We start from the raw sequence: 22750 nt of genomic DNA, 5'->3' as shown, positions 1-22750 counted from the left end.
CATGGATGCTCTGGCCCCTCTGATTGCCGCTGCCATGAATGCCGGCACCCCCCTGATGCTCGCTGCGTTGGGTTTGCTCATCAATGAAAAATCCGGGGTGATCAATCTCGGTTCCGAGGGCATGATGCTGGTGGCGGCCGCCCTCGGTTTCGCCATCACGGTGCACACGGGTAATACCGCGATCGGGTTTGCCGCGGGGGCGCTGGCAGGTGCCCTGATGGCTGGCCTGTTTGCCTGGCTGGTGGTGTGGTTGGGCGCCAACCAGGTCGCATGCGGCCTGGCCTTGTCGTTGTTTGGCGTGGGGGCTTCGGCCTCCATCGGCCTGCCGTATGTCGGGGCCACGATTCAGGCCTCCTCCTGGTCGATCCCGTTCCTGGGCGATATCCCCTTTATCGGCCCGGCTTTGTTTCAGCATCACCCCATGGTCTATGGTGCCTTGCTGCTGTCTGTGGGGCTGACCTGGTTCCTGTATCGCTCCCGGGCCGGCCTGGTGCTGCGTGCCGTGGGTGAATCCCCCGAATCCGCGCATGCCCTGGGTTATTCCGTGCGCCGCATTCGTTTGGTGGCTCTATTGTTTGGCGGGGCCTGTTGCGGCCTGGCCGGGGCTTTCATGTCGCTGGTCTATACCCCGATGTGGGTCGAGGGCATGGTGGCCGGACGCGGCTGGATCGCGTTGGCCCTGACGCCCTTTGCTACCTGGCGGCCCTTGCGCGTGCTGGTGGGCGCCTATTTATTCGGCGGCATTACCATCCTGACCTTCCACATGCAGGCCCTTGGGGTGCCCATTGCTTCGCAACTGTTGTCCATGCTGCCTTATCTGGCTACCATCCTGGTGCTGGTCCTGATATCTCGCAACGTCAACTGGATACGTATCAACATGCCCGCTTCGCTGGGGCGCGTCTTCAACCCCAACCATTGATCACGGAGCTTGCTCACATGAAAAAACACACCCTACTCAAAACCCTGGGGGCTGCGACCGCAGCTGCCTGTCTCTGGGCGGCTGGCCCGGCCATGGCCGAAGAGCCCCTGAAAATCGGCTTTGTCTATGTCAGCCCCATTGGCGAGGCCGGCTGGACCTGGCAGCAGGACCTGGGCCGTAAATACATGGAAGAAAAGCTGGGTGACAAAATCAAGACCCAGTACGTCGAGGATGTGCCCGAAGGTGCAGATGCCGAACGCGTCATCCGGGATCTGGCCCAACAAGGCAATAAGCTGATCTTCACGACGTCGTTTGGCTTCATGAACCCCACTATCAAGGTCGCGCGTCAGTTCCCGGACGTCAAATTCGTCCACTCCACAGGCTACAAGACTGCGCCCAATGTCGGCACCACCAATGCCCGCTTCTACCAGTCTCGCTATGTCGCCGGGGTGCTGGCAGGCCATAAGACCGAGACCAGCGTGGTCGGCTATGTCGGCGCTTATCCCATTCCCGAAGTCTTGCAGGGTATTAACGCCTTCACCCGTGGTCTGCGCAGCGTGAAACCGGATGCCACGGTGCGCGTCATCATGGTCAACAGCTGGTTCGATCCAGGTAAAGAGCGTGATGCGGCTCTGGCCTTGCTGGATCAGGGGGCAGATGTCGTCACGCACCACACGGACTCCACCGCCACGGTACAGGCCGCCGAAGAACGCGGTAAATGGGCTGTGGCTTACCACTCCGACATGAGCAAATATGGCCCCAAGGCCCAGTTGGGGGCGGTCACCCATCACTGGGGGCCTTATTTCACCAGCCAGGCTCAGGCCGTGCTGGATGGTACCTGGAAACCCACCCAGGTATGGGGCGGCTTTAAGGAAGAAATGGTGGCCTTCGAGGGCCTGGGCCCCGATGTCGATGACAAGCTGAAGGCAGAACTCCTGTCCCAAGAGCAGGCCATCGCCGATGGCACGCTCAATGTCTTTGCTGCCCCGATCAAGACCAACGATGGCAAGGTCATCCTGGCAGAAGGCGCTTTGGATGATGCTGGCCTGAACGCGATGGACTACTACGTTGAAGGGGTGATTGGCCAGCTCAGCAAGAACTGATTCAGGCCAGCCTTGACGGGGGCCCCGCGTGCGGTCTGGACGAAGTGTCTCAGGCAGTCTTGCGGGGTACCGACCAGGTACTGATCACTTGGGCCACGGGTTCTCCGCCGCCCTCGGGTAATAGCAGAACCTCACCGGCCGTCATACGGCCGGTTTTCAGTACGCGCGCCTGGGCGATAATGCCGCCGGCGGGCGCCCCGCGCAGGAAATTGATCGTCAGGCTGGCGGTGACCGATTCGGGCACGCCGGTGGCGCTGACCACCGCCGCATACAGGGCCAGGTCGGCCAAGCCCATCAGCATGGGGCCGGCCACAATGCCCCCCAGGCGCTGATTGGCCGGGTTGGGCGGTAGCCGCAAGGTAGCCTGGCCGTGGCGAATATCCTGTATTTCGATCCCCAGCGCCGCAGCGAAAGGGTGCAGGCGAGTCAGCAGATCGCGGAATTCTTCAAGAGTGATATGCGACGCAGGCGCAGCTTCCTGGTCTGGGGCTGCGGCTAAGACGGTTGGCTTAGACATGGCTCAAATGAACACGGAAAAGTCCATAGTACACTGGCTCGCAGGGTCGGATTTCGCTGCCATGGGGGCATCGGTCGGGCCTGGAATATAGGTTGCACAATGAACAGAGTTTTTGCTTACGGATCAGCCTTGGCCGCCACACTGACGCTGGCCACTTCTGCCTGGGCAGCAGGGCATGACGCGCATCAGGCCGCGTCTGCCAGCTTGCCGGTGTCCAATACCGTCACCGCCAGCGACTGCTGGATACGCCAGATGCCTGCGCCTGCGCCATCGGGCGGGTTTCTCTTGTTTCATAATAAGGGTGCTCAGGATGTTGCGCTGACGGGGGTGCATGCGGCTGATTACGGTCATGCCATGATGCACCAGACCACCGAGGAAAACGGCCTTAGCAAGATGTCCATGGTGCATCAGGTCAGCCTGCCTGCGGGCGCCGACCTGGCATTCAAGCCCGGCAGCTATCACCTGATGCTGGAGCAACCCCGCGATGGCTTGGCGGTGGGTGATCACATTCCGCTGGTTTTTACCTTGGCCGACGGCAGCCAGGTCAATGCACAATGCGAGATCCGCTCGCCCAAGGCTATGCCGGGCATGGATCAGCACAAGCACTAACCAGCGGCTTGCTCGGCAGCCACCGTGAAATCCAGCACGGCCTGATTGAATGCCCGGGGGTTAGCCAGATTCATGCCGTGTGAGGCCATGGCAATCCGCACCCGCTGGGCGCGCGGCACCAGTTGCTGCAAGCGGTCCTGACGGGTGCCATATTTAGCCGGGCTGTTGGCCCCGCCCACCAGCAGTAGCGGGCACGCCAAGGTTGCCACATCTTGCAAAGCGATTGGCGTATTGGCCTCGCGGATCTGCGACAGCAGCGTCAGGGCATTGTCGCGGCTCATGTCTTTGAACCACGGCACCATGCGCCGCCAGGTATCCAGGCCATTGACCGTATCAATAAAGCCTTCCAGGGCCGTGTCGATCTGGCCTGCCTGTAACTGGGCCACGGTCTCGGTATAAAAAGCGGGCGTTTCCGGCTCGTCCTCGAAGCGGAAGGCTGGATCAGCCAGTGTCAGTGAACGGCACAGCGTCGGGGCCAGCGTGGCAAAAACCATGGCGACCTGGGCACCCCGTGAATGCCCCACCACATGCACGCCATCCTGCCGGTCCAGAGCGCGTACCAGATGGACCAGATCCTGCGCGTGGGTATGAATGTTATAGCCCGGTTGAGGATGCTGCTGCCCTGTGGGCCAGCAACCGCGCAGGCTGGGGGCCAGCACTTTGTGCTGTTCAGACAGGGCCGGGATTTGCCAGCGCCAGTAGCGGTAGTCGCACAGAGACCCGTGGATCAAGAGGACGGCAGAATCCCCGCTGCCATGCTGGGTGTAGTGCAGCTGGGTGTCTGCCAGGGGCAGGATATGATGAGGTAGATCCGGCGGCGGCATTACAGCAGCTTCAGACGGCTTTTGGCGGTTTCAGCGGCGGCACTGCTGGGGTAGTCCTTGATGATGCGTTGCAGGCTGGCCTTGGCACCTTTCAAGTCGTTCAGCTCGATCTGATCGGCGGCCACTACCAGCAATGCATCCGGCGCGCGGGCATTATCCGGGTGTGACTGAACCAGCGCCTGCATGCTCTGGATGGATTTCTTGAAGTCCTTGGACGCATATTGGCTGCTGCCCAGGTAAAACTGTGCATCGGCAGCCAGTTCGCTGTCTGGATAGGCATCCACAAAGGCGGCGAAGCTGGTGGCGGCTTCTGAGTAGCGACCATTGCGGTATTGATCGGCAGCGGCCTGATAGACCGCCTGTTGTTGCGGGTCGTTGGTCTGCACCGAGACCTGCGGGGCATTGGCCGGGCCATTGGTATTATTGGCGGGGCGGTTCAGTTCTTCCACGCGGCCACGCATCGTGGCGATTTCCTGGTGCAGCATATCCATCTGGTCGGCCAGCTGCAGGCGTGCTTGTTGATTTTGGTCTTTCAGCTGTTGGATTTGTGTGCGCAGTTCCAGAATGGCGCGGCGGGCCTCGTCGTCAGAAAAAGCATGGGCGGCAGATGCGCCCAGCATCAAGGCGGTGGTGGCTGAGACAACAGCCAGTCGATGAATCATTGCATGCATAGCTTGTTCCTTCCGTGCAGGAAATCGGCAGAAAAAACGCCGTAGCGTTACCGCTACGGCGTCGTCATGGCCTATTGACGATCAACGTTGGTAGTCGATGTCAGCGCGGCGGTTCTCGGCGTAGTCGGCTTCGGTTGTGCCCAATGCCTTCGGGCGTTCCTTACCGTAGCTGATGGCTTCGATCTGGTTGGCGTTAACCCCCAGAAGTCGCATCATGCGTGTCACGGCGTCCGAACGGCGCTGGCCCAAGGCCAGATTATATTCGGTGCTGCCGCGAGCGTCAGTGTTGCCTTCGACGCGCACATTTTGCTGCGGGTGGCCGCTGAGGTAGTTGGAGTGCATTTCGACCACGCTACGGTATTGCTCGGGCACAGTGTAGCTGTTGAAGTCGAAATAAACCGAACGCTGCTGCGCGAGCGGGCTTTGTGGATTGAAGGGATCCATAATCTGCCCGGCGGATGCGGAATCCGATCCGGCGCCGCCGGCGTTCTCGTCCAGCGGCACGGAGCTGCAAGCGGCCAGTGAGGCAGCAAAAGCGGCAATGGTCAGGGTCCTGGTGATGCGCGAGCTCATTTAATATCCTTTAAGAAAAAAGCGTCACACGAAAAAATCAATTAGTGAAAGGGCCCCAGGCCGGGCTCGCGGACTTTGCCGTTGAGCATCGACAGGGTCTGGCGAACGCGGCCATCAATGGATGTGACTGCCAGTACGCTGCGTCCATTTTGGATGGAGCTGTAGAGTACCTGCATGCCATTGGGCGCGTAGCTGGGCGATTGATCGTCCGGTCCGTCCGTCAGGAGCTGTTCGGAGCCCGAGCCAAAGGCAAGGCTGGCGATTCTGAAAGCACCATTTCTACGTGTAACGTACACCAGTTGCTGCCCATCCGGCGAGACCCTGGGTGAAATATTGTAACTTCCGGAGTAGGTAATGCGGCGGGCTTCGCCACCGGCAACAGGGACTTCGTAAATCTGGGGACTGCCGCCGCGGTCGCTGGTAAAGAGCAGGGATTGCCCGTCGGGGGTGAAGTAGGGTTCGGTGTCGATCAGGGGCGAACGCATCACGCGGCGTAGATTCGAGCCATCGGCGTTAATGGTGTAAATCTGTGAAATACCGTCCATTGACAGCACAATCGCCATCTGTTGGCCATTGGGCGACCAGGCCGGTGCGCTGTTGTTGCCTTTGTAGTTGGACACCGGTTGGCGTTGGGCGGTGGCCAAGGTCTGAACATAGATGACGGACTTGCCGGATTCAAAGCTGACATAAGCGAGCTTCGAGCCGTCCGGCGACCAGGCGGGCGAGATGATCGGCTGTTTGGAGCGCAGCATCACCTGGGGATTCTGGCCGTCGGCGTCAGCAATTTGTAACTCATAGCCGTTGCTGCTCTGCAACACATAGGCGATGCGAGTGGAGAAAACACCTCGGATGCCTGTGATCTTTTCGTAGATCCGATCGGCGATACGATGGGAAATCCGGCGCAATTCGGCCTCTGTGCCATTGAATACCGCAGTGTCCAATTCGGCCTTGCGCACGTTATCCACCAGCCGGTAGCTGACGGAGTATTGGTCGCCGTTTTTAGCGATGGTGCCCAGGGCCAGATAGTCGGCGCCGCGCGCCTGCCAGGTGGCGTAGTCCACGGCGCTCTGGAGGTTCAGGTCGGCCCCGGCTGTGTTGATCAGCCGGAACTGGCCAGATCGTGTCAGGTCGGCGCGGATGACTTCCGGGACAGACGTGCCGCTGGCGTCACCGGAAAAATCGGCGATGGCAATGGGGTATTGGGTGGCGCCGACACCGGAAATATCGACACGTAATTGGGCTTGGGCAGGGCCGGACGCGAGTGCGACCAAGGCCAGGCCCAGGCCGGCTGCCGTTGCGCGCCGCCATAGGCGCCCTAGAAAGCCGGAGGCTGTATGGAGGGTCATGGGCTATCTCCTTTCTGAATCTGTAGGCTCATACATGCTGTATTGGACGTCAATATACGACGGATAATTGCCGCTGGGCGGCTTGGGGAAGGGCGAGCAGGCCGAGATCCCCTTTTGAACGGCGTCATCGAAGCGCGGAATGCCGGACGAACGGATCAAGGTCGCGCCCTGGACCTGGCCATTTGAGCCCAGGCGGGTGCGGAATTCCACGGTCGGATTGCTGCCGCCACTGCGAGGAGGCGGGTTATAGATGACGCCGGGCTTGACGCAGGCGCGAACCTTGGCGGCGTAGCCATCGTTGCCGCCTCCGCCGCCGCGTTGATTACGATCCGCATTGCCCTCGGGGATGCCTGCCGCTTCAGACGCGGCACCCCGCAGGGCGGCCTTTGCGGCTTCGAGCTTGGCGGCGGCTTCTTTTGCTGCCTTGGCTGCTGCTGCTTTTTCCTTGGCCGCTTTGTCCGCCGCTGCTTTCTCTTTTGCCGCCTTTTCAGTAGCGGCTTTTTCTGTCGCGGCTTTCTCAGCGGCAGCTTTCTCGGCAGCGGCTTTCTCGGTTGCTGCCTTTTCAGCAGCGGCTTTCTCCGCTGCCGCTTTTTCGGCGGCGGCTTTTTCTTTTGCGGCTTTCTCAGCTGCTGCTTTCTCAGCAGCGGCTTTTTCGGCAGCAGCTTGCTCTGTGGCAGCTTTTTCTTTTGCGGCCTTTTCGGCAGCCGCCTTTTCAGCGGCTGCCTTCTCGGCTGCGGCTTTTTCCTTGGCAGCCGTGGCTTCAGCCTCCTGGCGCGCTTTTTCCTTTTTCAGTTGTTCCTGAGCCAGGCGCTCGGCTTCTTCGCGGGCTTTGCGTTCTTGGGCCAGCGCGATTTCGGCGTCGGCCTGCGCCTTGGCGGCGGCTTCGGCGCGTGCCTGGGCCTCGGCCAGCTGTGCCTGTTGTGCGGCCTTGGCCTGTTCGGCGGCAGCGGCGCGGGCGGCTTCTGCCTGAGCCGCCTCGGCTTGGGCCTTGGCCTCGGCGCGGGCTTGGGCCGCCTCGCGTTCGGCTGCTTCAGCGGCCTCGTCCGGGCTGGGTTCCGTCGGTGTTTCGGCGGGCTCGGCGGGTGGCGCTTCAGCGGGTTCGCTGGGCGATGTCGCCTCGGCCACCGTGCCTTTGGCCCACAGTTCGACCTGGACCGGTCCGGCATTATCCGGCGCCGAGGAAAAGCCCAGCACCATCAGCAAGATCAGGGCACCGTGGGCCGCTGCGGACCATAACAGACCGAAGCGGTCGTCGCGTCGATCTGGGTTGTCACTGTCGCGCCGGAAACGATCAAGCCATGTCATGAAATGGGGACTCTGCCTGCGTGTTGCGTCACTGGCGCGTGCCAGCGGCGTTTTGGTTGACCAACAGGCCTAGCTTGGAAATGCCGCCTTCACGCAGCTGGTCCATGACCTGCATGACAGTCTCGTAAGGAACCTTGCCGTCCGCCGAGATCACCACGGGCGTATCCGGGGTGACGGCGGCGCGCACGGCGGCCAGCAGGTTGGCCTTGTCGACCGGCTGAAACGATGCGCCGCCTTCGCGTACCCGCATCGCCAAGGCACCCTGCGCGTCGATCTGGACCTCGACCGGCTGGACGGGGACCTCGGAGGCCGTGCCCACCGAAGGCAGTTCGATCTGACCCGGGGTGATCATGGGGGCGGTCACCATGAAGATGACCAGCAGCACCAGCATGACATCGATGTAGGGCACGACATTGATGTCGTTCTTCATGCGGCGTGCGCGGCGATTGCTGAGGGAAGTCATGTCAGTGCACCTGGCGCTGCAGGATATTCAGAAACTCTTCGACAAAGGTTTCGAAGCGGATCGACAAGCGGTCGATTTCGTTGGTGTAGCGGTTATAGGCCAGTACCGCCGGAATGGCGGCAAACAGGCCGATGGCTGTTGCAATCAGCGCCTCGGCGATGCCGGGGGCCACGGCCGCCAGAGTTGCCTGCTGCATGGTGGACAGACCCATGAAGGCGTGCATGATGCCCCAGACAGTGCCCAGCAGGCCGATGTAGGGGCTGACGGAGCCGGTAGAAGCCAGAAAGTCCAGGTGCGACTCCAGGCTGTCCATTTCACGCTGAAAGGCGGCCTTCATGGCCCGCCGGGGGGCATCCAGCATGGTGTCGCCGCGATTCGAGGAACGCCGGGCTTTGATGAACTCGGTCATGCCCGCATCGAAAATGCGCGCCAGGGCGCCATGTTCGTTGCGGCGGCTGGCAATGGCCTGCTGCAGCACCGTCAGGTCGCCGCCCGCCCAGAAATCATCCTCGAATTGCCGAGTTTGGGCGTTGGCGCGTTTCAGGGCGGCACGCTTGCTGAAAATATAGGTCCAGGACAGGACTGATGCGCCCAGCAGGATCAGCATGACGATCTGCACGGGCAGGCTGGCGTCGCCGATCAGGGACAGCAGCGACAAATCGCTAGAAGCTTCCATGGTTAATGAATGGCCTTGTTCAAAAGATCCCGCAGGGCAGGAGACAGACGGATGGGTTTGAAAGTATGGGCGTGTATGGTGCAGATCTGGACTGTGGCCGAAGCCAGCAGTTGATCGTCGCGCCAAGCCTGCTGGTGAAATTCCAGCAGGGACGCCCGCAGTTGCGAGACCGAAGTTCGGATGTGGATGACATCATCCAGACGTGCCGCCTGCCGATAGGCAATGTCCGCATGTCTGACTACAAACATCATTTGTTCCCGAGCAGCAAGTTCGCGTTGGTCGACCCCGAGCGCGCGCAGCCATTCGGTGCGGCCGCGCTCGAAGAATTTCAGGTAATTGGCGTAATACACGACGCCACCGGTATCGGTGTCCTCGTAATATACGCGAATGGCCAGTTCGTCGGAAGAATTGGGCGGATTGCTGCTCATTTTTTCGTTAACCGGTGTGACATATCAGGGGACGGGCCTGGTTTTCAAAGCGATTCCAGGGCTTGCAGAATATGCTGCACTGCAAGGTCCGGGCTGATTTTTGCCGCCTCCTTTTCGCGGCGCGTCTGGATCTCGACAATGCCTTCCTTCAGTCCTCGGTCACCCAGGGTCACGCGCAGCGGCACCCCGATCAGCTCCCAGTCGGCGAACATGGTGCCTGGGCGATTGTCGCGATCATCCAGTATCACATCCACGCCTTGGGCCAGCAAGGCCCGGTACAGGGTCTCGGCGGCGTTGCGCACGGTTGCACTTTTGCCGATGCCGATGGGGCACAGCACGACCTCGAAGGGCGCCAGGGCGCGCGGCCAGATCATGCCGCGTTCGTCGTGGTTTTGTTCGATGGCGGCGGCGGCAATGCGGCTGACACCAATGCCGTAGCAGCCCATCTGCAGGACCACGGGCTTGCCATCGGTATCCAGGAATGTCGCATTCAGGGCGCGGGAATACTTGTCGCCCAGGAAAAACACATGGCCGACCTCGATACCGCGCTGGATCGCCAGCGTGCCGCCCTGGGGGTCGGGATCGCCCGCCACCACATTACGCAAGTCCGCCACCCGATCAGGCTCGGGCAGATCGCGGCCCCAGTTCACGCCGCTCAGGTGGAAACCGGCTTCGTTGGCGCCGCAGACAAAATCACCCATATAGGCCACCGTCAGGTCGGCAATGACGGTGATTTTGCTGCGATCCAGACCCACGGGGCCCAGATACCCGGGGGTGCAGGCAAATACATCCTGAATTTCAGCCTCGGTGGCCAGCCGATAGCCGTCTTCCAGGCCGGCCAGCTTGCCGACTTTGATTTCGTTGGTGTCGTGATCGCCGCGCAGCATCAGCAGCCATAGACGGGCAGGGCCATCGGCAGGGTCGGAGGCCAGAACCACCGACTTGATGGTGCGCGCCAGCGGCAAGCCCAGTTGCTCGGCCACGATTTCGCATTTCGGGGCATCTGGCGTGGCGCGTTTTTCCATGCTTTCGCGGGCCGGTTCGCGGCCCGACAACAGGCAGGGGGCGTCGGCCAGCTCGATGTTGGCCGCATAATCTGAGTCCGGGTTATAGACGATCAGGTCTTCGCCCGTGTCGGCGATCACCTGGAATTCGTGGCTGCGCGAACCGCCAATCGAACCCGTGTCCGCCGCTACCGCCCGGAAAGTCAGGCCCAGGCGCGTGAAAATGCGCTGGTAGGCGGCGTACATGATGTCGTAACTGGCCAGGGCGCTTGCTTCGTCACGATCGAACGAATAGGCATCCTTCATCGTGAACTCGCGCCCGCGCATCAGGCCAAAGCGTGGTCGGCGTTCATCGCGAAACTTCGTCTGGATATGGTAGAAGTTCAGCGGCAGTTGACGCCAACTGTGGATTTCATTGCGTGCAATGTCCGTAATGACTTCTTCAGAGGTGGGCTGCAGCACGAAGTCACGCTGATGGCGGTCCTTGATGCGCAGCAGTTCGGCGCCGTATTGTTCCCAGCGGCCAGATTCTTGCCATAGTTCGGCGGGCTGGACGACGGGCATCAGCAGCTCGATGGCGCCCGCCTGGTTCATTTCCTCGCGCACAATGGCCTCGATCTTGCGCAAAACCTTCAGCCCCATGGGCATATAGGTATAAACGCCGCCGGCTATTTTGCGAATCATGCCGGCGCGGGTCATCAGTTGGTGACTGACGACTTCAGCATCGGCAGGGGCTTCTTTCAGGGTGTTCAGGTGGTACTTGGTGGCGTACATGGTAGGGATCCCGCTGGGTACGTATAATCGAAGGTAATTGTATTGAATTCACAACCGAGGTGGCCCATGTTGGATCGCGAAGGCTACCGTCCCAATGTCGGCATCATTCTCGTGAACCAGAAAAACGAGGTTTTCTGGGGTAAACGCATCCGCGAACACGCGTGGCAATTTCCGCAGGGCGGCATCAAGCACGGCGAAACTCCCGTGCAGGCGATGTACCGCGAGCTTCACGAGGAAACCGGCCTGCAGGCCGATCATGTCCGCATTTTGGGGCGAACCAGGGACTGGCTACGTTATACCGTGCCAGACCACTATGTGCGCCGAGAACTCCGCGGCCACTACAAAGGCCAGAAACAAATCTGGTTCTTGCTGCGTATGGTCGGACGAGACACCGATGTGTCCTTGCGCGCCAGCGATACGCCCGAATTCGACGCTTGGCGCTGGAATGCCTATTGGGTACCACTAGACGCTGTGATCGAATTCAAACGCGAAGTCTACACCCTGGCCCTCAACGAGCTCTCCAGCCTGTTGTTTCGGCGCGGGCGCGAGAACCGCTATTTGCGTCACCGGGGGCATCGCGGCACTGCGCCCGTCAGCCAGTCGCCGACACTTGTCGGGCCTTCCCGTAACCAGTCCACCACCTAACACAGGATAGATCGCATGCTCGAAGATCTCGACGCCCTGTCGCAGCGCGTACAGCGGACCGTCCAGCTGGCACAGGGCCTGCAGGCCGAACGCGCTGCCCTGCAGGCTAAAATCCAGCAACTCCAGCAGCAATACCTGGCACTCCAGGCCCAGCAGGCCACCGAGCGCGACGAGTTCGCCCGTATGTCCGAACGGCTTGCCCGCCACGACCTCGAGCTTCAGGCCGTGCGCAACGAAGCCACTCAGACGCACGGTACTCTTGAAACCCAGCTGCACGAACAGCACGCGCGTGCACAATCCCTGCAGCAGCGCTTGCTGGCTTCCGAGGCCGATTGCGACCGTCTGCGTGTTGCTGCTACCGGGGCCCAAGAACAAATTGAACTCATCCTAGAACGCCTGCCCGGCGCGGAGGTCTGATCCATGGAACGCGTAGATGTCTCTATTCTGGGCCGCGATTATTCGCTGGCCTGCGCCGCCTCCGAAAAAGACGCCCTTCTGGCCGCAGTACGCCAGGTTGATCAGCGCATGCTGGCCATCAAGGGCAGCGGCAAAGTCGCCAGCAATGAACGCATCGCCGTCATGGCCGCGATTCATATTGCCAATGAACTTCTTACCCTGCGCGCACCCGATGGCCCACTCAGCGAGATCGCCGTGGGCGACTTCAGGGGTAAAATCGAAGGCATGAACCATATGCTCGACGAAATCCTCGGGGGCGCCGATTAACGACGGTTTGCCTGTCACCCGGTAAAATTGCGCGTAAACTAGAAGCCTTGCTCTTGTATTTGATTTTGGGATGCCCTTTCAGGCATCCTGCCTTCCAAGTCCCTGCCGTGTTCGAGACCTGGCCATACATTCCTTGAACCAATGCTATTGGCATACGGTTGCTGGATTGACAGCTAGGAGAGCTACCTTCACTGGATAGCCCGAAATCTGACTGAAAGCGACCACCGTGAACTCCGGTTCCGGGATGCCGGCCTAGACGGCACAGGCGGGGCATTTACAGCAGGCCTGCCGTGAAATACGGCAGGCCTTTTTTTTAGGGCCACTCATGACCATCTCTTCCTCCAACGCTTGCGGCCGGTTTGGTCGTTCCTTCTGGCATCAATCGGCCTTGAAACCTGCCCGGCTTTCATGGCACGCGATGGTCTTGGGTGGGTTATTGGCATTGGCGCCGCTGGCGCAGGCGCACGAACCCGCCGATTCCTATCCCCGAGCCACGCTGTCGGCCCAGGCCAGTACCGAAGTCCAGCAGGACACCGTACAGGTCACGCTGTCGGCCGAACTTTCCGGGACGACTCAGCAGCAGGTCTCGGATCAGCTCAACACACGACTGGATGCCGCGATGAAACAGGCCAAGGGGCATGACAATATCGAGGTCCGCAGCGGCGCCTATCGCATCTGGCCTTCCAACGACCGTGACGGAAAAATAGCCGAATGGCGCGGCCGTGCCGAAATCCTGTTGAAATCCCAGGACTTCAATGCCACGTCGCAGTTGGCGGCCCAGATGTCCCCGCATCTGTCCATCGATGGCCTGTCGTTTTCCGTCTCCCGGAAACGCCAGGCGGCCGAGGAACAAAAACTCATGCAACAGGCCGTGCAGGCCTTCCGGGATCGTGCTCAGGCCCTGACACAGGCGCTGCAATTTCCCAGCTACCGTTTACATTCCCTGGATCTGGGCGGCTCGGGCGAAATCTCGTATGCACCTGCGCCGCGCATGATGATGAGCGCCATGGCAGCCGACAAGGTTGCAGCCCCTCTGGAAGCAGGCCAGCAAACCATCAGCGTGTCGGTGCAGGGGGTGATTGTTTTGCAGCCCGCCAAAACAGACCCAGGCCAATCAACACCATTGGAATAGACAGCAACTGCCCCATCGACAGGCCACCCGTCAGCAGGCCCAGGAAATCATCGGGCTCGCGGGTGAATTCCACCAAGAACCGCAATACCCCGTAAGCCATCAGAAACACGGCGCTGGTTTGTCCCGTGGGGCGGGGTTTGCGGGCAAACCACCACACCACGGCAAACAGCACAAAGCCCTCCAGCCCCATTTCATACAACTGAGACGGGTGCCGTGCAATCCCGTCCTGGCTGCCCGGAAACACCATGGCCCAGGGTAAATCTGTGGGGCGCCCCCAAAGTTCCCCATTGATGAAGTTGCCCAGCCGCCCGGCGGCCAGCCCCAAGGGGATCAGCGGGGCAATGAAATCCCCGATGGCCAGCAGCTTCATGCCGCGCTTGCGGGCAAAAATCAGCATGGCAATCACAACACCCAGCAGGCCGCCATGAAAAGACATGCCGCCTTGCCAGACATACAGCAGCGAGGTCGGGTGGGCCAGATAGTCGTCGAATTTATAAAACAGCGCATACCCCAGGCGCCCGCCCAGCACCACACCCAGCACACCATAGAAAATAATGTCCTCCAGGTCGCGCAGGTTCAGTCCGCAGGGATGGTGATGGATGCGCCAGCGTCCCAGCAGCCAGGCCAGGGCAAAGCCTGCCAGGTACATCAGTCCGTACCAATGGATGGCCACCGGGCCGATCTGCAAGGCAACGGGGTCGATATGAGGAAAAAGCATGTCAGGCACCGCAAGATAGAACAATCATGGATAATAGTTTAGTTGGGCTTTTGACGCGCTATTTGGTAGGGGGATCAGATGGAACATGCAGTATTGGGCGGCGGTTGCTTCTGGTGCCTGGAGCCCGTATTCCGTGCGCTGGCGGGGGTGCAGGATGTCCAGCCTGGCTATTGCGGCGGGCATGTGCCGTCGCCCACCTACCAACAGGTTTGTGGTCAGGACACCGGCCACATCGAAGTCGTGCGGCTGCGGTTCGATCCTGCAAAAATATCCTATCGTGCAGTGTTGGATGTTTTCTTCGGCATTCATGACCCCACGACCCCGGACCGGCAGGGCAACGATATCGGCCCACAGTACGCATCGGCTATTTTCTATCTGGACGACCATCAGCATCAGATCGCCAACGATGCACGGGCTCAGGCACAGACGTATTTTGATGCGCCGATCTGTACCCGCATCCAGGCCGCAGGTGATTTCTGGCCTGCCGAGCCCGAACACCAGGACTACTACCGGCGCTATCCCGACCAGGGCTACTGTCGCTTTGTCATCAGTCCGAAAATGGCAAAATTCCGCCAACGCTACGCCCATCTGCTGGACAGCAGCCAGTAATCGCTCTGCCTGTCGCGTGATTCGTCATTCTTGCTGAACCCACTAAGAGAAGTGAGCATTCGCTTGGGCGATTGCTACGGCCCGGCGCCAACTGCGCGCGCGGCCAGGCGTCGGCCCCACCGGGTATGCGGCTGAGTCAATGCCGCCATGCCCGCTAGTATGCCCAGCGTCACCAGGCTGCGCAGCACCAGAATGACCCAGATATCGGCCCCCAGGGCCATAATCAGCAAAGTATCCTCGATCAGTGCATGGCATAGCGACAACCATGACAGGGCCAGCAATCGCGTGCGTGGACTGAAGTTCTCGCGCTCTGCCGCCTCGATGATCAAGGCCCCGCCGTAAGCCAGCCCCAGCAGTACGCCTACCGTGGTCAGCGGTGCGGCGCGTTCTTCCAGGCCCGATAGACGCAGCACGGGCGTCAGCAGCCGTGTCACCAGCCGTGTGATGCCCAGGCGTTCCAGCAAATCCAGCAACACCACCAGTACCACGATCACCGCCAGCACCAGCAGCAGTGATTCTGCTGTGGTCCATAACCAGGGCAGAAAGTCCGGTGGGCCCTGGTTCAGCCCCGCATCCTGCCCCATCCAGGCAAATGACACCGGTTCCTGCAGCCATCCCAGCGCATGACAGGTCCAGGTCACTGCCGCGCCATATAAAATCCCGACCCCGATACGCAGACTGCCGGTCACCAGCGCACTGGCCCCGGCGCGGCGCACAATGGCTTGTTCGGTCGGGATGTTATGGGCAAACAGCATCATGGCCCCCAGCGCACTGACCTGGGCGACGCTCATGTCCAATCCGTCCGATAGCGCCGCCATGGATGCCATGCCGCCATAGATATTGGTAATGACCGTGGTCACCCAGATGATGCCGGCCTGGGGCGGCAGGCCCAGCAGCGCCATGGCGGGCGCCAGGGCTTCGCCCGCCAGCCTGACCAGTCCCAGGCGATCCGCGACATACACGATGACCATCACCGGCACCATGATGCGGGCAATGGTCATGAACATATGTGTGCTGCGCTGGCGGATCGTATTCAGATAGGACAGAAGGGGCATCATGGGAAGGGGGCGGGGCAGGTTGGGGCGGGATAACAAAGGCGACCAGATCAATCCGCAGGTGTGCAACAGAGCGGCTTAGCGGAATATAGCGCCCATTGTATGCACTCGGATTGCCAATTGCAGCTTACTTGGTGACTCCCTGAATACCTCATGACGCATTCTGCTGATCTGGACGAAACGAACCCCGTCAGCGGGCCTTTCGCCCAACCCATGTTTGCAGCGCGACAAGCGCCTCGAAGAGCCAGGTTATGTCCGTCGCTATGTGGCCCGAGATCATCCAGTGCTGCACCATATCAGGCGATATGGATTACCTGTTGCGCATACAGGTCAGCGATCTGGCGGCGTTCTTCCTGTGCGGCTTGAATCAGGCTTGCCTGCCCCACCCAAGGCTTCGATCGTGGTTTTCAGACCCATTTGCACAACTCAAAAAAACCGTGCTATAGTTCGACCTCTTCGCCGCCAGGCACCCAGGGGTTAACCCTGAATTCACCGGGTAACACCGATGGATAGCCAGGCAGGAAAGCCAGAGTTTGCAGGCTAAAGCCCGATTCAGGATTTCCCGCTGACGACGAAGATTCGGTCTAGGCCGAATGCGGTAGGGCTTGACGTTGAAACTTAAATGTGTTTCAATTCTGGCCTTCGACGAGAAGATGGAGTCTTTTTGTCGAGCAGCGGCAGGATGTGGTTTAGGTAAGCGGAATCGCGAACTTATACCTTCCCGGGTCAGCGGCTTGACAGGAAATAAAAACTGCTTCATAATCTCGTTTCTCTGCTTCTGGCAGATTTGTTCTTTAAAAACTTAACAGCCGATAAGTGTGGGCGCTGGGTAACAAGCAGCATGGCCCGACGCGGATTTGGTTCTCACGAACCGGTCCTGTGTTGGAAATGCAAACAAGTTATACCAAGTGCTCGCACAGATAGAAATGAAGAAGTAAGGTTAACACCAAGCTTTGTCATTTCTTTTGAGTGATGCAAGCGAACCGTAGCTTTCTGTCTATTTATAGACAAGGAACTACGATTACAGGAATTGAACTGAAGAGTTTGATCCTGGCTCAGATTGAACGCTAGCGGGATGCTTTACACATGCAAGTCGAACGGCAGCACGAAGGAAGCTTGCTTTCTTTGGTGGCGAGTGGCGAACGGGTGAGTAATATATCGGAACGTGCCCAGTAGCGGGGGATAACTGGCCGAAAGGTCAGCTAATACCGCATACGCCCTACGGGGGAAAGGGGGGGATCGCAAGACCTCTCACTATTGGAGCGGCCGATATCAGATTAGCTAGTTGGTGGGGTAAAGGCCTACCAAGGCATCGATCTGTAGCTGGTTTGAGAGGACGACCAGCCACACTGGGACTGAGACACGGCCCAGACTCCTACGGGAGGCAGCAGTGGGGAATTTTGGACAATGGGGGAAACCCTGATCCAGCCATCCCGCGTGTGCGATGAAGGCCTTCGGGTTGTAAAGCACTTTTGGCAGGGAAGAAACGGCCTGGGATAATACCCTGGGCTAATGACGGTACCTGCAGAATAAGCACCGGCTAACTACGTGCCAGCAGCCGCGGTAATACGTAGGGTGCAAGCGTTAATCGGAATTACTGGGCGTAAAGCGTGCGCAGGCGGTTCGGAAAGAAAGGTGTGAAATCCCGGGGCTTAACCTCGGAACTGCACTTTTAACTACCGGGCTAGAGTACGTCAGAGGGGGGTAGAATTCCACGTGTAGCAGTGAAATGCGTAGATATGTGGAGGAATACCGATGGCGAAGGCAGCCCCCTGGGATGATACTGACGCTCATGCACGAAAGCGTGGGGAGCAAACAGGATTAGATACCCTGGTAGTCCACGCCCTAAACGATGTCAACTAGCTGTTGGGGTTTATTAACCTTAGTAGCGCAGCTAACGCGTGAAGTTGACCGCCTGGGGAGTACGGTCGCAAGATTAAAACTCAAAGGAATTGACGGGGACCCGCACAAGCGGTGGATGATGTGGATTAATTCGATGCAACGCGAAAAACCTTACCTACCCTTGACATGTCTGGAAGATTCAAGAGATTGAATTGTGCTCGCAAGAGAACCGGAACACAGGTGCTGCATGGCTGTCGTCAGCTCGTGTCGTGAGATGTTGGGTTAAGTCCCGCAACGAGCGCAACCCTTGTCATTAGTTGCTACATTCAGTTGAGCACTCTAGTGAGACTGCCGGTGACAAACCGGAGGAAGGTGGGGATGACGTCAAGTCCTCATGGCCCTTATGGGTAGGGCTTCACACGTCATACAATGGTCGGGACAGAGGGATGCCAAACCGCGAGGTGGAGCCAATCTCAGAAACCCGATCGTAGTCCGGATCGCAGTCTGCAACTCGACTGCGTGAAGTCGGAATCGCTAGTAATCGCGGATCAGAATGTCGCGGTGAATACGTTCCCGGGTCTTGTACACACCGCCCGTCACACCATGGGAGTGGGTTTCACCAGAAGTAGGTAGCCTAACCGCAAGGGGGGCGCTTACCACGGTGGGATTCATGACTGGGGTGAAGTCGTAACAAGGTAGCCGTATCGGAAGGTGCGGCTGGATCACCTCCTTTAAGAGCAAGCCACTGTGCTTGTTGTCATAGCGTCCACGCTTATCGGCTGTTTGTTTAGTAACATGGTCTGAAGTCCAAGCACTGCAGTCAACGCAGACGGCAGTGGTCACGACTAGGGGGTCAGTAGCTCAGTCGGTTAGAGCACCGTCTTGATAAGGCGGGGGTCGATGGTTCGAATCCATCTTGACCCACCACGGTTTTTTGGCGATAGGCTTAAAAACGGGGGATTAGCTCAGCTGGGAGAGCACCTGCTTTGCAAGCAGGGGGTCGTCGGTTCGATCCCGTCATCCTCCACCAGGCGCTCAGTCAAGAGTGGCTTGATTGAATTGATCGCAGCTTAGTGCTGCGCTTGATTGTAAATCAGGATACTGCTGACTGGGTTTCATCTTCGGGTTTTTGCCCGAGTGGGAATTCAGTAGCATTACCATGTTCTTTAACAATCTGGAAGAAGCACAACAAATGTAAATATCATGATCGACTTAATTGTCGTGATGGGTAATTTACGGGTTGTGATTGCAAAATCAATTGTTCAAAAGTTCTAAGATTCAAGCAACATTGTGTTCTTCGGGATGCAAGGTTGATGAGCCTTTAATGGAATTGAACGGCACAAACACGCGAACTCAAATTCCTATAACCTGCAAAGTTATAGGATCAAGCGAATAAGTGCATATGGTGGATGCCTTGGCGATTACAGGCGACGAAGGACGTTGTAGCCTGCGAAAAGCTGCGGGGAGCTGGCAAACAAGCTTTGATCCGCAGATGTCCGAATGGGGAAACCCACGCTAGCAATAGCGTACCGTGTAGTGAATACATAGCTGCACGGAGCGAACCGGGTGAACTGAAACATCTCAGTAGCTCGAGGAAAAGAAATCAACCGAGATTCCGGTAGTAGCGGCGAGCGAAACCGGAAGAGCCGTGACGAGATAGCACTTCAAATAGTCGAATGGTCTGGAAAGGCCAGCCGTAGCATGGTGATAGCCCTGTAGACGAAATTTGGAGTGTGAGACTAGGCGTCAGACAAGTAGGGCGGGACACGTGAAATCCTGTCTGAAGATGGGGGGACCATCCTCCAAGGCTAAATACTCGTAATCGACCGATAGTGAACCAGTACCGTGAGGGAAAGGCGAAAAGAACCCCGGAAGGGGAGTGAAATAGATCCTGAAACCGTATGCATACAAACAGTAGGAGCCCCCCTTTAAGGGCTTTCGGTGCGGCGCAGCCGCATCAAAAGATCATAGGCTGAAGCAGATCCCGAGCGGATTTGTAGAGAGTCCTTAAAGGGGGGTGACTGCGTACCTTTTGTATAATGGGTCAGCGACTTACATTCAGTGGCAAGCTTAACCGAATAGGGAAGGCGTAGCGAAAGCGAGTCCGAATAGGGCGAATTAGTCGCTGGGTGTAGACCCGAAACCAGGCGATCTATCCATGGTCAGGTTGAAGGCACGGTAACACGTGCTGGAGGACCGAACCCACTAATGTTGAAAAATTAGGGGATGAACTGTGGATAGGGGTGAAAGGCTAAACAAGCCTGGAGATAGCTGGTTCTCTCCGAAAACTATTTAGGTAGTGCCTCACATGATTACTGCCGGGGGTAGAGCACTGTTATAGCTAGGGGGTCATGGCGACTTACCAACCTATGGCAAACTCCGAATACCGGCAAGTACAGTGTGGGAGACAGAGCACCGGGTGCTAACGTCCGGACTCAAGAGGGAAACAACCCAGACCGCCAGCTAAGGTCCCTAAAACGGGCTAAGTGGGAAACGAAGTGGGAAGGCATAGACAGTCAGGAGGTTGGCTTAGAAGCAGCCATCCTTTAAAGAAAGCGTAATAGCTCACTGATCGAGTCGTCCTGCGCGGAAGATGTAACGGGGCTAAGCCAGTTACCGAAGCTGCGGGTGTGCGCCACTGGGCGCACGCGGTAGGAGAGCGTTCTGTAAGCCTGCGAAGGTGGATCGAGAGGTCTGCTGGAGGTATCAGAAGTGCGAATGCTGACATGAGTAGCGATAAAGGGGGTGAAAAGCCCCCTCGCCGTAAGTCCAAGGTTTCCTGCGCAACGTTCATCGGCGCAGGGTGAGTCGGCCCCTAAGGCGAGGCAGAGATGCGTAGCTGATGGGAAGCTGGTTAATATTCCAGCACCGTCGTGAGATGCGATGGGGGGACGGATGACTGCAAGATCATCGGGGTGTTGGATGTCCCCGTTGCTGCATCATAGAAGGCGCTTAGGCAAATCCGGGCGCGTAATTCAAGGGTGTGGGTGAACAGGAACTTCGGTTCCTGGACTGATCGGAAGTTGTCCCAGGAAAAGCCTCTAAGCTTCAGTCTCACGAGACCGTACCGCAAACCGACACAGGTGGACGGGATGAATATTCCAAGGCGCTTGAGAGAACTCAGGAGAAGGAACTCGGCAAATTGATACCGTAACTTCGGGAGAAGGTATGCCCTGGTAGTGTGAGGTGCCTGCGCACTGAGCATGAAGGGGCCGCAGTGAATCGGTGGCTGCGACTGTTTATTAAAAACACAGCACTCTGCCAAGACGAAAGTCGACGTATAGGGTGTGACGCCTGCCCGGTGCCGGAAGGTTAAGTGATGGGGTGCAAGCTCTTGATCGAAGCCCCGGTAAACGGCGGCCGTAACTATAACGGTCCTAAGGTAGCGAAATTCCTTGTCGGGTAAGTTCCGACCTGCACGAATGGCGTAACGATGGCCACACTGTCTCCTCCTGAGACTCAGCGAAGTTGAAATGTTTGTGATGATGCAATCTACCCGCGGCTAGACGGAAAGACCCCATGAACCTTTACTGTAGCTTTGCATTGGATTGTGAACCGGCCTGTGTAGGATAGGTGGGAGGCGTTGAAACTGTGTCGCTAGATGCAGTGGAGCCAACCTTGAAATACCACCCTGGTCTGTTTGCGGTTCTAACCTTGGCCCGTTATCCGGGTTGGGGACAGTGCATGGTGGGCAGTTTGACTGGGGCGGTCTCCTCCTAAAGTGTAACGGAGGAGTACGAAGGTACGCTAGGTACGGTCGGAAATCGTGCTGATAGTGCAATGGCATAAGCGTGCTTGACTGTGAGACTGACAAGTCGAACAGGTGCGAAAGCAGGTCATAGTGATCCGGTGGTTCTGTATGGAAGGGCCATCGCTCAACGGATAAAAGGTACTCTGGGGATAACAGGCTGATACCGCCCAAGAGTTCATATCGACGGCGGTGTTTGGCACCTCGATGTCGGCTCATCTCATCCTGGGGCTGTAGCCGGTCCCAAGGGTATGGCTGTTCGCCATTTAAAGAGGTACGTGAGCTGGGTTTAAAACGTCGTGAGACAGTTTGGTCCCTATCTGCCGTGGGCGTTGGATACTTGACGGAGCCTGCTCCTAGTACGAGAGGACCGGAGTGGACGCACCGCTGGTGTATCGGTTGTCATGCCAATGGCATTGCCGAGTAGCTACGTGCGGAAGAGATAAGCGCTGAAGGCATCTAAGCGCGAAACTCGTCTGAAGATTAGGTATCCCGGGGGCTTGACCCCCCTGAAGGGTCGTCCGAGACCAGGACGTTGATAGGCTGGGTGTGGAAGCGCAGTAATGCGTGCAGCTAACCAGTACTAATTGCCCGTGCGGCTTGATCCTATAACCTTGCAGGTTAGCCAAAGGCTTGCCTGTATGAGAATAGTGAATCGTGTGTAAAGCCCAATTCAATTCGAACGCAACAAACAATCGTACAAAACAACCCGTGCAAAGCAGGCCTAAAACCTGCTACACTGCGCCGCTGTCAAATCGACACGCCGCACAGCAATGCACAGTGTGCTTCTTCCAAATTCGTGCGCTAGTCCTTAAAAAACTAGCACACAACCAGTTATGCTTGACGACCATAGCAAGGTGGCCCCACTCCTTCCCATCCCGAACAGGACAGTGAAACGCCTTCGCGCCGATGATAGTGGGTGGACACCTGTGAAAGTAGGTCATCGTCAGGCTTTTATTCCTCGAAGCCCCTGTCGCTTATTGCGACAGGGGCTTCGTTCTCGGGATATGGGTTGTTTTTAGTCAGGCAGCGGCAGGATGTGGTTTAGGTAAGCGGAATCGCGAAC

The 22750-nt window shown here is 58.3% G+C and carries 20 protein-coding genes, 2 tRNA genes, 3 rRNA genes, 1 other RNA gene and 1 pseudogene; 15 read left to right on the top strand and 12 right to left on the bottom strand.

The genetic code is table 11. From position 1 onward, the window contains the following. The first annotated feature begins 1 nt into the window (after position 1). Together VDP81_RS05950 and VDP81_RS05945 are read left to right on the top strand one after the other, a co-directional pair. Positions 2-919 carry an ABC transporter permease gene (locus tag VDP81_RS05950; RefSeq protein WP_322995479.1) on the top strand — a complete coding sequence of 306 codons (918 nt, stop codon included), beginning with the start codon at positions 2-4 and terminating at the stop codon, positions 917-919. Positions 920-936: 17 nt separating this feature from the next. Beyond that, a complete protein-coding gene (locus tag VDP81_RS05945; RefSeq protein ID WP_416233211.1) occupies positions 937-2022 on the top strand; it encodes a BMP family ABC transporter substrate-binding protein in 1086 nt (361 codons plus the stop codon). Positions 2023-2071: 49 nt separating this feature from the next. Here VDP81_RS05945 and VDP81_RS05940 read toward each other — a convergent pair whose 3' ends face one another. Beyond that, a complete protein-coding gene (locus tag VDP81_RS05940; protein WP_322995478.1) occupies positions 2072-2539 on the bottom strand; it encodes a PaaI family thioesterase in 468 nt (155 codons plus the stop codon). Between the two features lie 129 nt (positions 2540-2668). On the opposite strand from VDP81_RS05940, the gene VDP81_RS05935 reads away from it, so the two are divergent. After that, on the top strand, positions 2669-3148 hold the full coding sequence (locus VDP81_RS05935) for a copper chaperone PCu(A)C (RefSeq protein WP_322995477.1): 480 nt from the start codon (positions 2669-2671) through the stop codon (positions 3146-3148). Here VDP81_RS05935 and VDP81_RS05930 read toward each other — a convergent pair. The 9 genes and pseudogenes from VDP81_RS05930 to VDP81_RS05890 all read right to left on the bottom strand — a co-directional run bounded on the left by VDP81_RS05930 (position 3145) and on the right by VDP81_RS05890 (position 11212). After that, positions 3145-3972, bottom strand: a complete 828-nt coding sequence (locus VDP81_RS05930) for an alpha/beta hydrolase (RefSeq protein WP_322995476.1) — start codon at positions 3970-3972, stop codon at positions 3145-3147. The genes VDP81_RS05935 and VDP81_RS05930 overlap by 4 nt on opposite strands. Continuing rightward, on the bottom strand, positions 3972-4643 hold the full coding sequence (gene ybgF / locus VDP81_RS05925; RefSeq protein WP_322995475.1) for a tol-pal system protein YbgF: 672 nt from the start codon (positions 4641-4643) through the stop codon (positions 3972-3974). The genes VDP81_RS05930 and ybgF overlap by 1 nt, the downstream gene beginning before the upstream one ends. Positions 4644-4724: 81 nt before the next feature. Further along, a complete protein-coding gene (gene pal, locus VDP81_RS05920; RefSeq protein WP_322995474.1) occupies positions 4725-5216 on the bottom strand; it encodes a peptidoglycan-associated lipoprotein Pal in 492 nt (163 codons plus the stop codon). A 37-nt stretch (positions 5217-5253) separates the two neighbouring features. Next, positions 5254-6562: pseudogene (gene tolB, locus VDP81_RS05915) on the bottom strand (Tol-Pal system beta propeller repeat protein TolB). A gap of 3 nt (positions 6563-6565) precedes the next feature. Next, on the bottom strand, positions 6566-7867 hold the full coding sequence (tolA, locus tag VDP81_RS05910) for a cell envelope integrity protein TolA (RefSeq protein WP_323011792.1): 1302 nt from the start codon (positions 7865-7867) through the stop codon (positions 6566-6568). Positions 7868-7895: 28 nt separating this feature from the next. Beyond that, the gene (locus VDP81_RS05905) at positions 7896-8330 is read right to left on the bottom strand and encodes an ExbD/TolR family protein (protein WP_322995471.1); all 435 of its coding nucleotides are present in this window, start codon (positions 8328-8330) and stop codon (positions 7896-7898) included. Position 8331: 1 nt separating this feature from the next. Next, positions 8332-9006, bottom strand: a complete 675-nt coding sequence (tolQ, locus tag VDP81_RS05900) for a protein TolQ (protein WP_322995470.1) — start codon at positions 9004-9006, stop codon at positions 8332-8334. 2 nt (positions 9007-9008) lie between these two features. After that, on the bottom strand, positions 9009-9434 hold the full coding sequence (ybgC, locus tag VDP81_RS05895; RefSeq protein WP_322995469.1) for a tol-pal system-associated acyl-CoA thioesterase: 426 nt from the start codon (positions 9432-9434) through the stop codon (positions 9009-9011). A gap of 44 nt (positions 9435-9478) precedes the next feature. Continuing rightward, the gene (locus tag VDP81_RS05890; protein WP_322995468.1) at positions 9479-11212 is read right to left on the bottom strand and encodes a proline--tRNA ligase; all 1734 of its coding nucleotides are present in this window, start codon (positions 11210-11212) and stop codon (positions 9479-9481) included. 66 nt (positions 11213-11278) lie between these two features. Here VDP81_RS05890 and VDP81_RS05885 point away from each other — a divergent pair, with 66 nt between their 5' ends. From VDP81_RS05885 to VDP81_RS05865, 5 genes are all read left to right on the top strand, one after another. Beyond that, entirely contained in the window at positions 11279-11857 is a 579-nt protein-coding gene (locus tag VDP81_RS05885) for an RNA pyrophosphohydrolase (protein ID WP_322995467.1), read from the top strand. A gap of 15 nt (positions 11858-11872) precedes the next feature. Beyond that, positions 11873-12274 carry a hypothetical protein gene (locus VDP81_RS05880; protein ID WP_322995466.1) on the top strand — a complete coding sequence of 134 codons (402 nt, stop codon included), beginning with the start codon at positions 11873-11875 and terminating at the stop codon, positions 12272-12274. Positions 12275-12277: 3 nt separating this feature from the next. Next, entirely contained in the window at positions 12278-12580 is a 303-nt protein-coding gene (locus VDP81_RS05875; protein WP_322995465.1) for a cell division protein ZapA, read from the top strand. A gap of 96 nt (positions 12581-12676) precedes the next feature. Next, a non-coding RNA gene (gene ssrS / locus VDP81_RS05870) (6S RNA) lies at positions 12677-12856 on the top strand. Positions 12857-12905: 49 nt separating this feature from the next. Then, positions 12906-13712: an SIMPL domain-containing protein gene (locus VDP81_RS05865; RefSeq protein WP_322995464.1), complete on the top strand. Its 807-nt coding sequence runs from the start codon at positions 12906-12908 to the stop codon at positions 13710-13712. Here VDP81_RS05865 and lgt read toward each other — a convergent pair. Continuing rightward, on the bottom strand, positions 13636-14430 hold the full coding sequence (lgt, locus tag VDP81_RS05860; protein WP_323011791.1) for a prolipoprotein diacylglyceryl transferase: 795 nt from the start codon (positions 14428-14430) through the stop codon (positions 13636-13638). The genes VDP81_RS05865 and lgt overlap by 77 nt on opposite strands. 78 nt (positions 14431-14508) lie before the next feature. On the opposite strand from lgt, the gene msrA reads away from it, so the two are divergent. Continuing rightward, positions 14509-15039: a peptide-methionine (S)-S-oxide reductase MsrA gene (msrA, locus tag VDP81_RS05855; RefSeq protein ID WP_322995462.1), complete on the top strand. Its 531-nt coding sequence runs from the start codon at positions 14509-14511 to the stop codon at positions 15037-15039. Between the two features lie 74 nt (positions 15040-15113). Here msrA and VDP81_RS05850 read toward each other — a convergent pair whose 3' ends face one another. After that, positions 15114-16097: a nucleoside recognition domain-containing protein gene (locus VDP81_RS05850; protein WP_322995461.1), complete on the bottom strand. Its 984-nt coding sequence runs from the start codon at positions 16095-16097 to the stop codon at positions 15114-15116. Positions 16098-16345: 248 nt separating this feature from the next. On the opposite strand from VDP81_RS05850, the gene VDP81_RS15340 reads away from it, so the two are divergent. The 6 genes from VDP81_RS15340 (at position 16346) to rrf (ending at position 22636) form a co-directional block, all read left to right on the top strand. After that, entirely contained in the window at positions 16346-16540 is a 195-nt protein-coding gene (locus VDP81_RS15340; RefSeq protein ID WP_416233210.1) for an Lrp/AsnC ligand binding domain-containing protein, read from the top strand. Positions 16541-17126: 586 nt separating this feature from the next. Then, positions 17127-18669 (top strand): 16S ribosomal RNA (locus tag VDP81_RS05845). Positions 18670-18786: 117 nt separating this feature from the next. Continuing rightward, positions 18787-18863: transfer RNA gene (locus tag VDP81_RS05840), tRNA-Ile, on the top strand. A gap of 27 nt (positions 18864-18890) precedes the next feature. Then, positions 18891-18966 (top strand) — tRNA-Ala (locus VDP81_RS05835). 352 nt (positions 18967-19318) lie between these two features. Then, a 23S ribosomal RNA gene (locus tag VDP81_RS05830) occupies positions 19319-22292 on the top strand. Between the two features lie 231 nt (positions 22293-22523). Further along, positions 22524-22636: ribosomal RNA gene (gene rrf / locus VDP81_RS05825) — 5S ribosomal RNA — on the top strand. Together the 16S, 23S and 5S rRNA genes with 2 tRNA genes alongside form the textbook arrangement of a ribosomal RNA operon. Positions 22637-22750: the final 114 nt, after the last annotated feature.

Source organism: Castellaniella sp., assembly GCF_034675845.1.
Taxonomy (GTDB): domain Bacteria; phylum Pseudomonadota; class Gammaproteobacteria; order Burkholderiales; family Burkholderiaceae_B; genus Castellaniella.
Note: the sequence above shows the minus strand (reverse complement) of the source record. Positions and strands in the feature narration are given on the sequence as shown.

Excerpts from the sequence above, each read along its gene's own strand:
- VDP81_RS05945 (WP_416233211.1), top strand. The coding sequence starts at position 937 with ATGAAAAAACACACCCTACTCAAAACCCTGGGGGCTGCGACCGCAGCT.
- tolQ (WP_322995470.1), bottom strand. The coding sequence starts at position 9,006 with ATGGAAGCTTCTAGCGATTTGTCGCTGCTGTCCCTGATCGGCGACGCC.
- VDP81_RS05865 (WP_322995464.1), top strand. The coding sequence starts at position 12,906 with ATGACCATCTCTTCCTCCAACGCTTGCGGCCGGTTTGGTCGTTCCTTC.
- VDP81_RS05880 (WP_322995466.1), top strand. The coding sequence starts at position 11,873 with ATGCTCGAAGATCTCGACGCCCTGTCGCAGCGCGTACAGCGGACCGTC.
- VDP81_RS15340 (WP_416233210.1), top strand. The coding sequence starts at position 16,346 with ATGTCCGTCGCTATGTGGCCCGAGATCATCCAGTGCTGCACCATATCA.
- VDP81_RS05875 (WP_322995465.1), top strand. The coding sequence starts at position 12,278 with ATGGAACGCGTAGATGTCTCTATTCTGGGCCGCGATTATTCGCTGGCC.
- tolA (WP_323011792.1), bottom strand. The coding sequence starts at position 7,867 with ATGACATGGCTTGATCGTTTCCGGCGCGACAGTGACAACCCAGATCGA.
- VDP81_RS05890 (WP_322995468.1), bottom strand. The coding sequence starts at position 11,212 with ATGTACGCCACCAAGTACCACCTGAACACCCTGAAAGAAGCCCCTGCC.
- lgt (WP_323011791.1), bottom strand. The coding sequence starts at position 14,430 with ATGCTTTTTCCTCATATCGACCCCGTTGCCTTGCAGATCGGCCCGGTG.
- ybgF (WP_322995475.1), bottom strand. The coding sequence starts at position 4,643 with ATGCATGCAATGATTCATCGACTGGCTGTTGTCTCAGCCACCACCGCC.
- VDP81_RS05940 (WP_322995478.1), bottom strand. The coding sequence starts at position 2,539 with ATGTCTAAGCCAACCGTCTTAGCCGCAGCCCCAGACCAGGAAGCTGCG.
- VDP81_RS05950 (WP_322995479.1), top strand. The coding sequence starts at position 2 with ATGGATGCTCTGGCCCCTCTGATTGCCGCTGCCATGAATGCCGGCACC.
- VDP81_RS05905 (WP_322995471.1), bottom strand. The coding sequence starts at position 8,330 with ATGACTTCCCTCAGCAATCGCCGCGCACGCCGCATGAAGAACGACATC.
- VDP81_RS05930 (WP_322995476.1), bottom strand. The coding sequence starts at position 3,972 with ATGCCGCCGCCGGATCTACCTCATCATATCCTGCCCCTGGCAGACACC.
- VDP81_RS05850 (WP_322995461.1), bottom strand. The coding sequence starts at position 16,097 with ATGATGCCCCTTCTGTCCTATCTGAATACGATCCGCCAGCGCAGCACA.
- pal (WP_322995474.1), bottom strand. The coding sequence starts at position 5,216 with ATGAGCTCGCGCATCACCAGGACCCTGACCATTGCCGCTTTTGCTGCC.
- msrA (WP_322995462.1), top strand. The coding sequence starts at position 14,509 with ATGGAACATGCAGTATTGGGCGGCGGTTGCTTCTGGTGCCTGGAGCCC.
- VDP81_RS05885 (WP_322995467.1), top strand. The coding sequence starts at position 11,279 with ATGTTGGATCGCGAAGGCTACCGTCCCAATGTCGGCATCATTCTCGTG.
- ybgC (WP_322995469.1), bottom strand. The coding sequence starts at position 9,434 with ATGAGCAGCAATCCGCCCAATTCTTCCGACGAACTGGCCATTCGCGTA.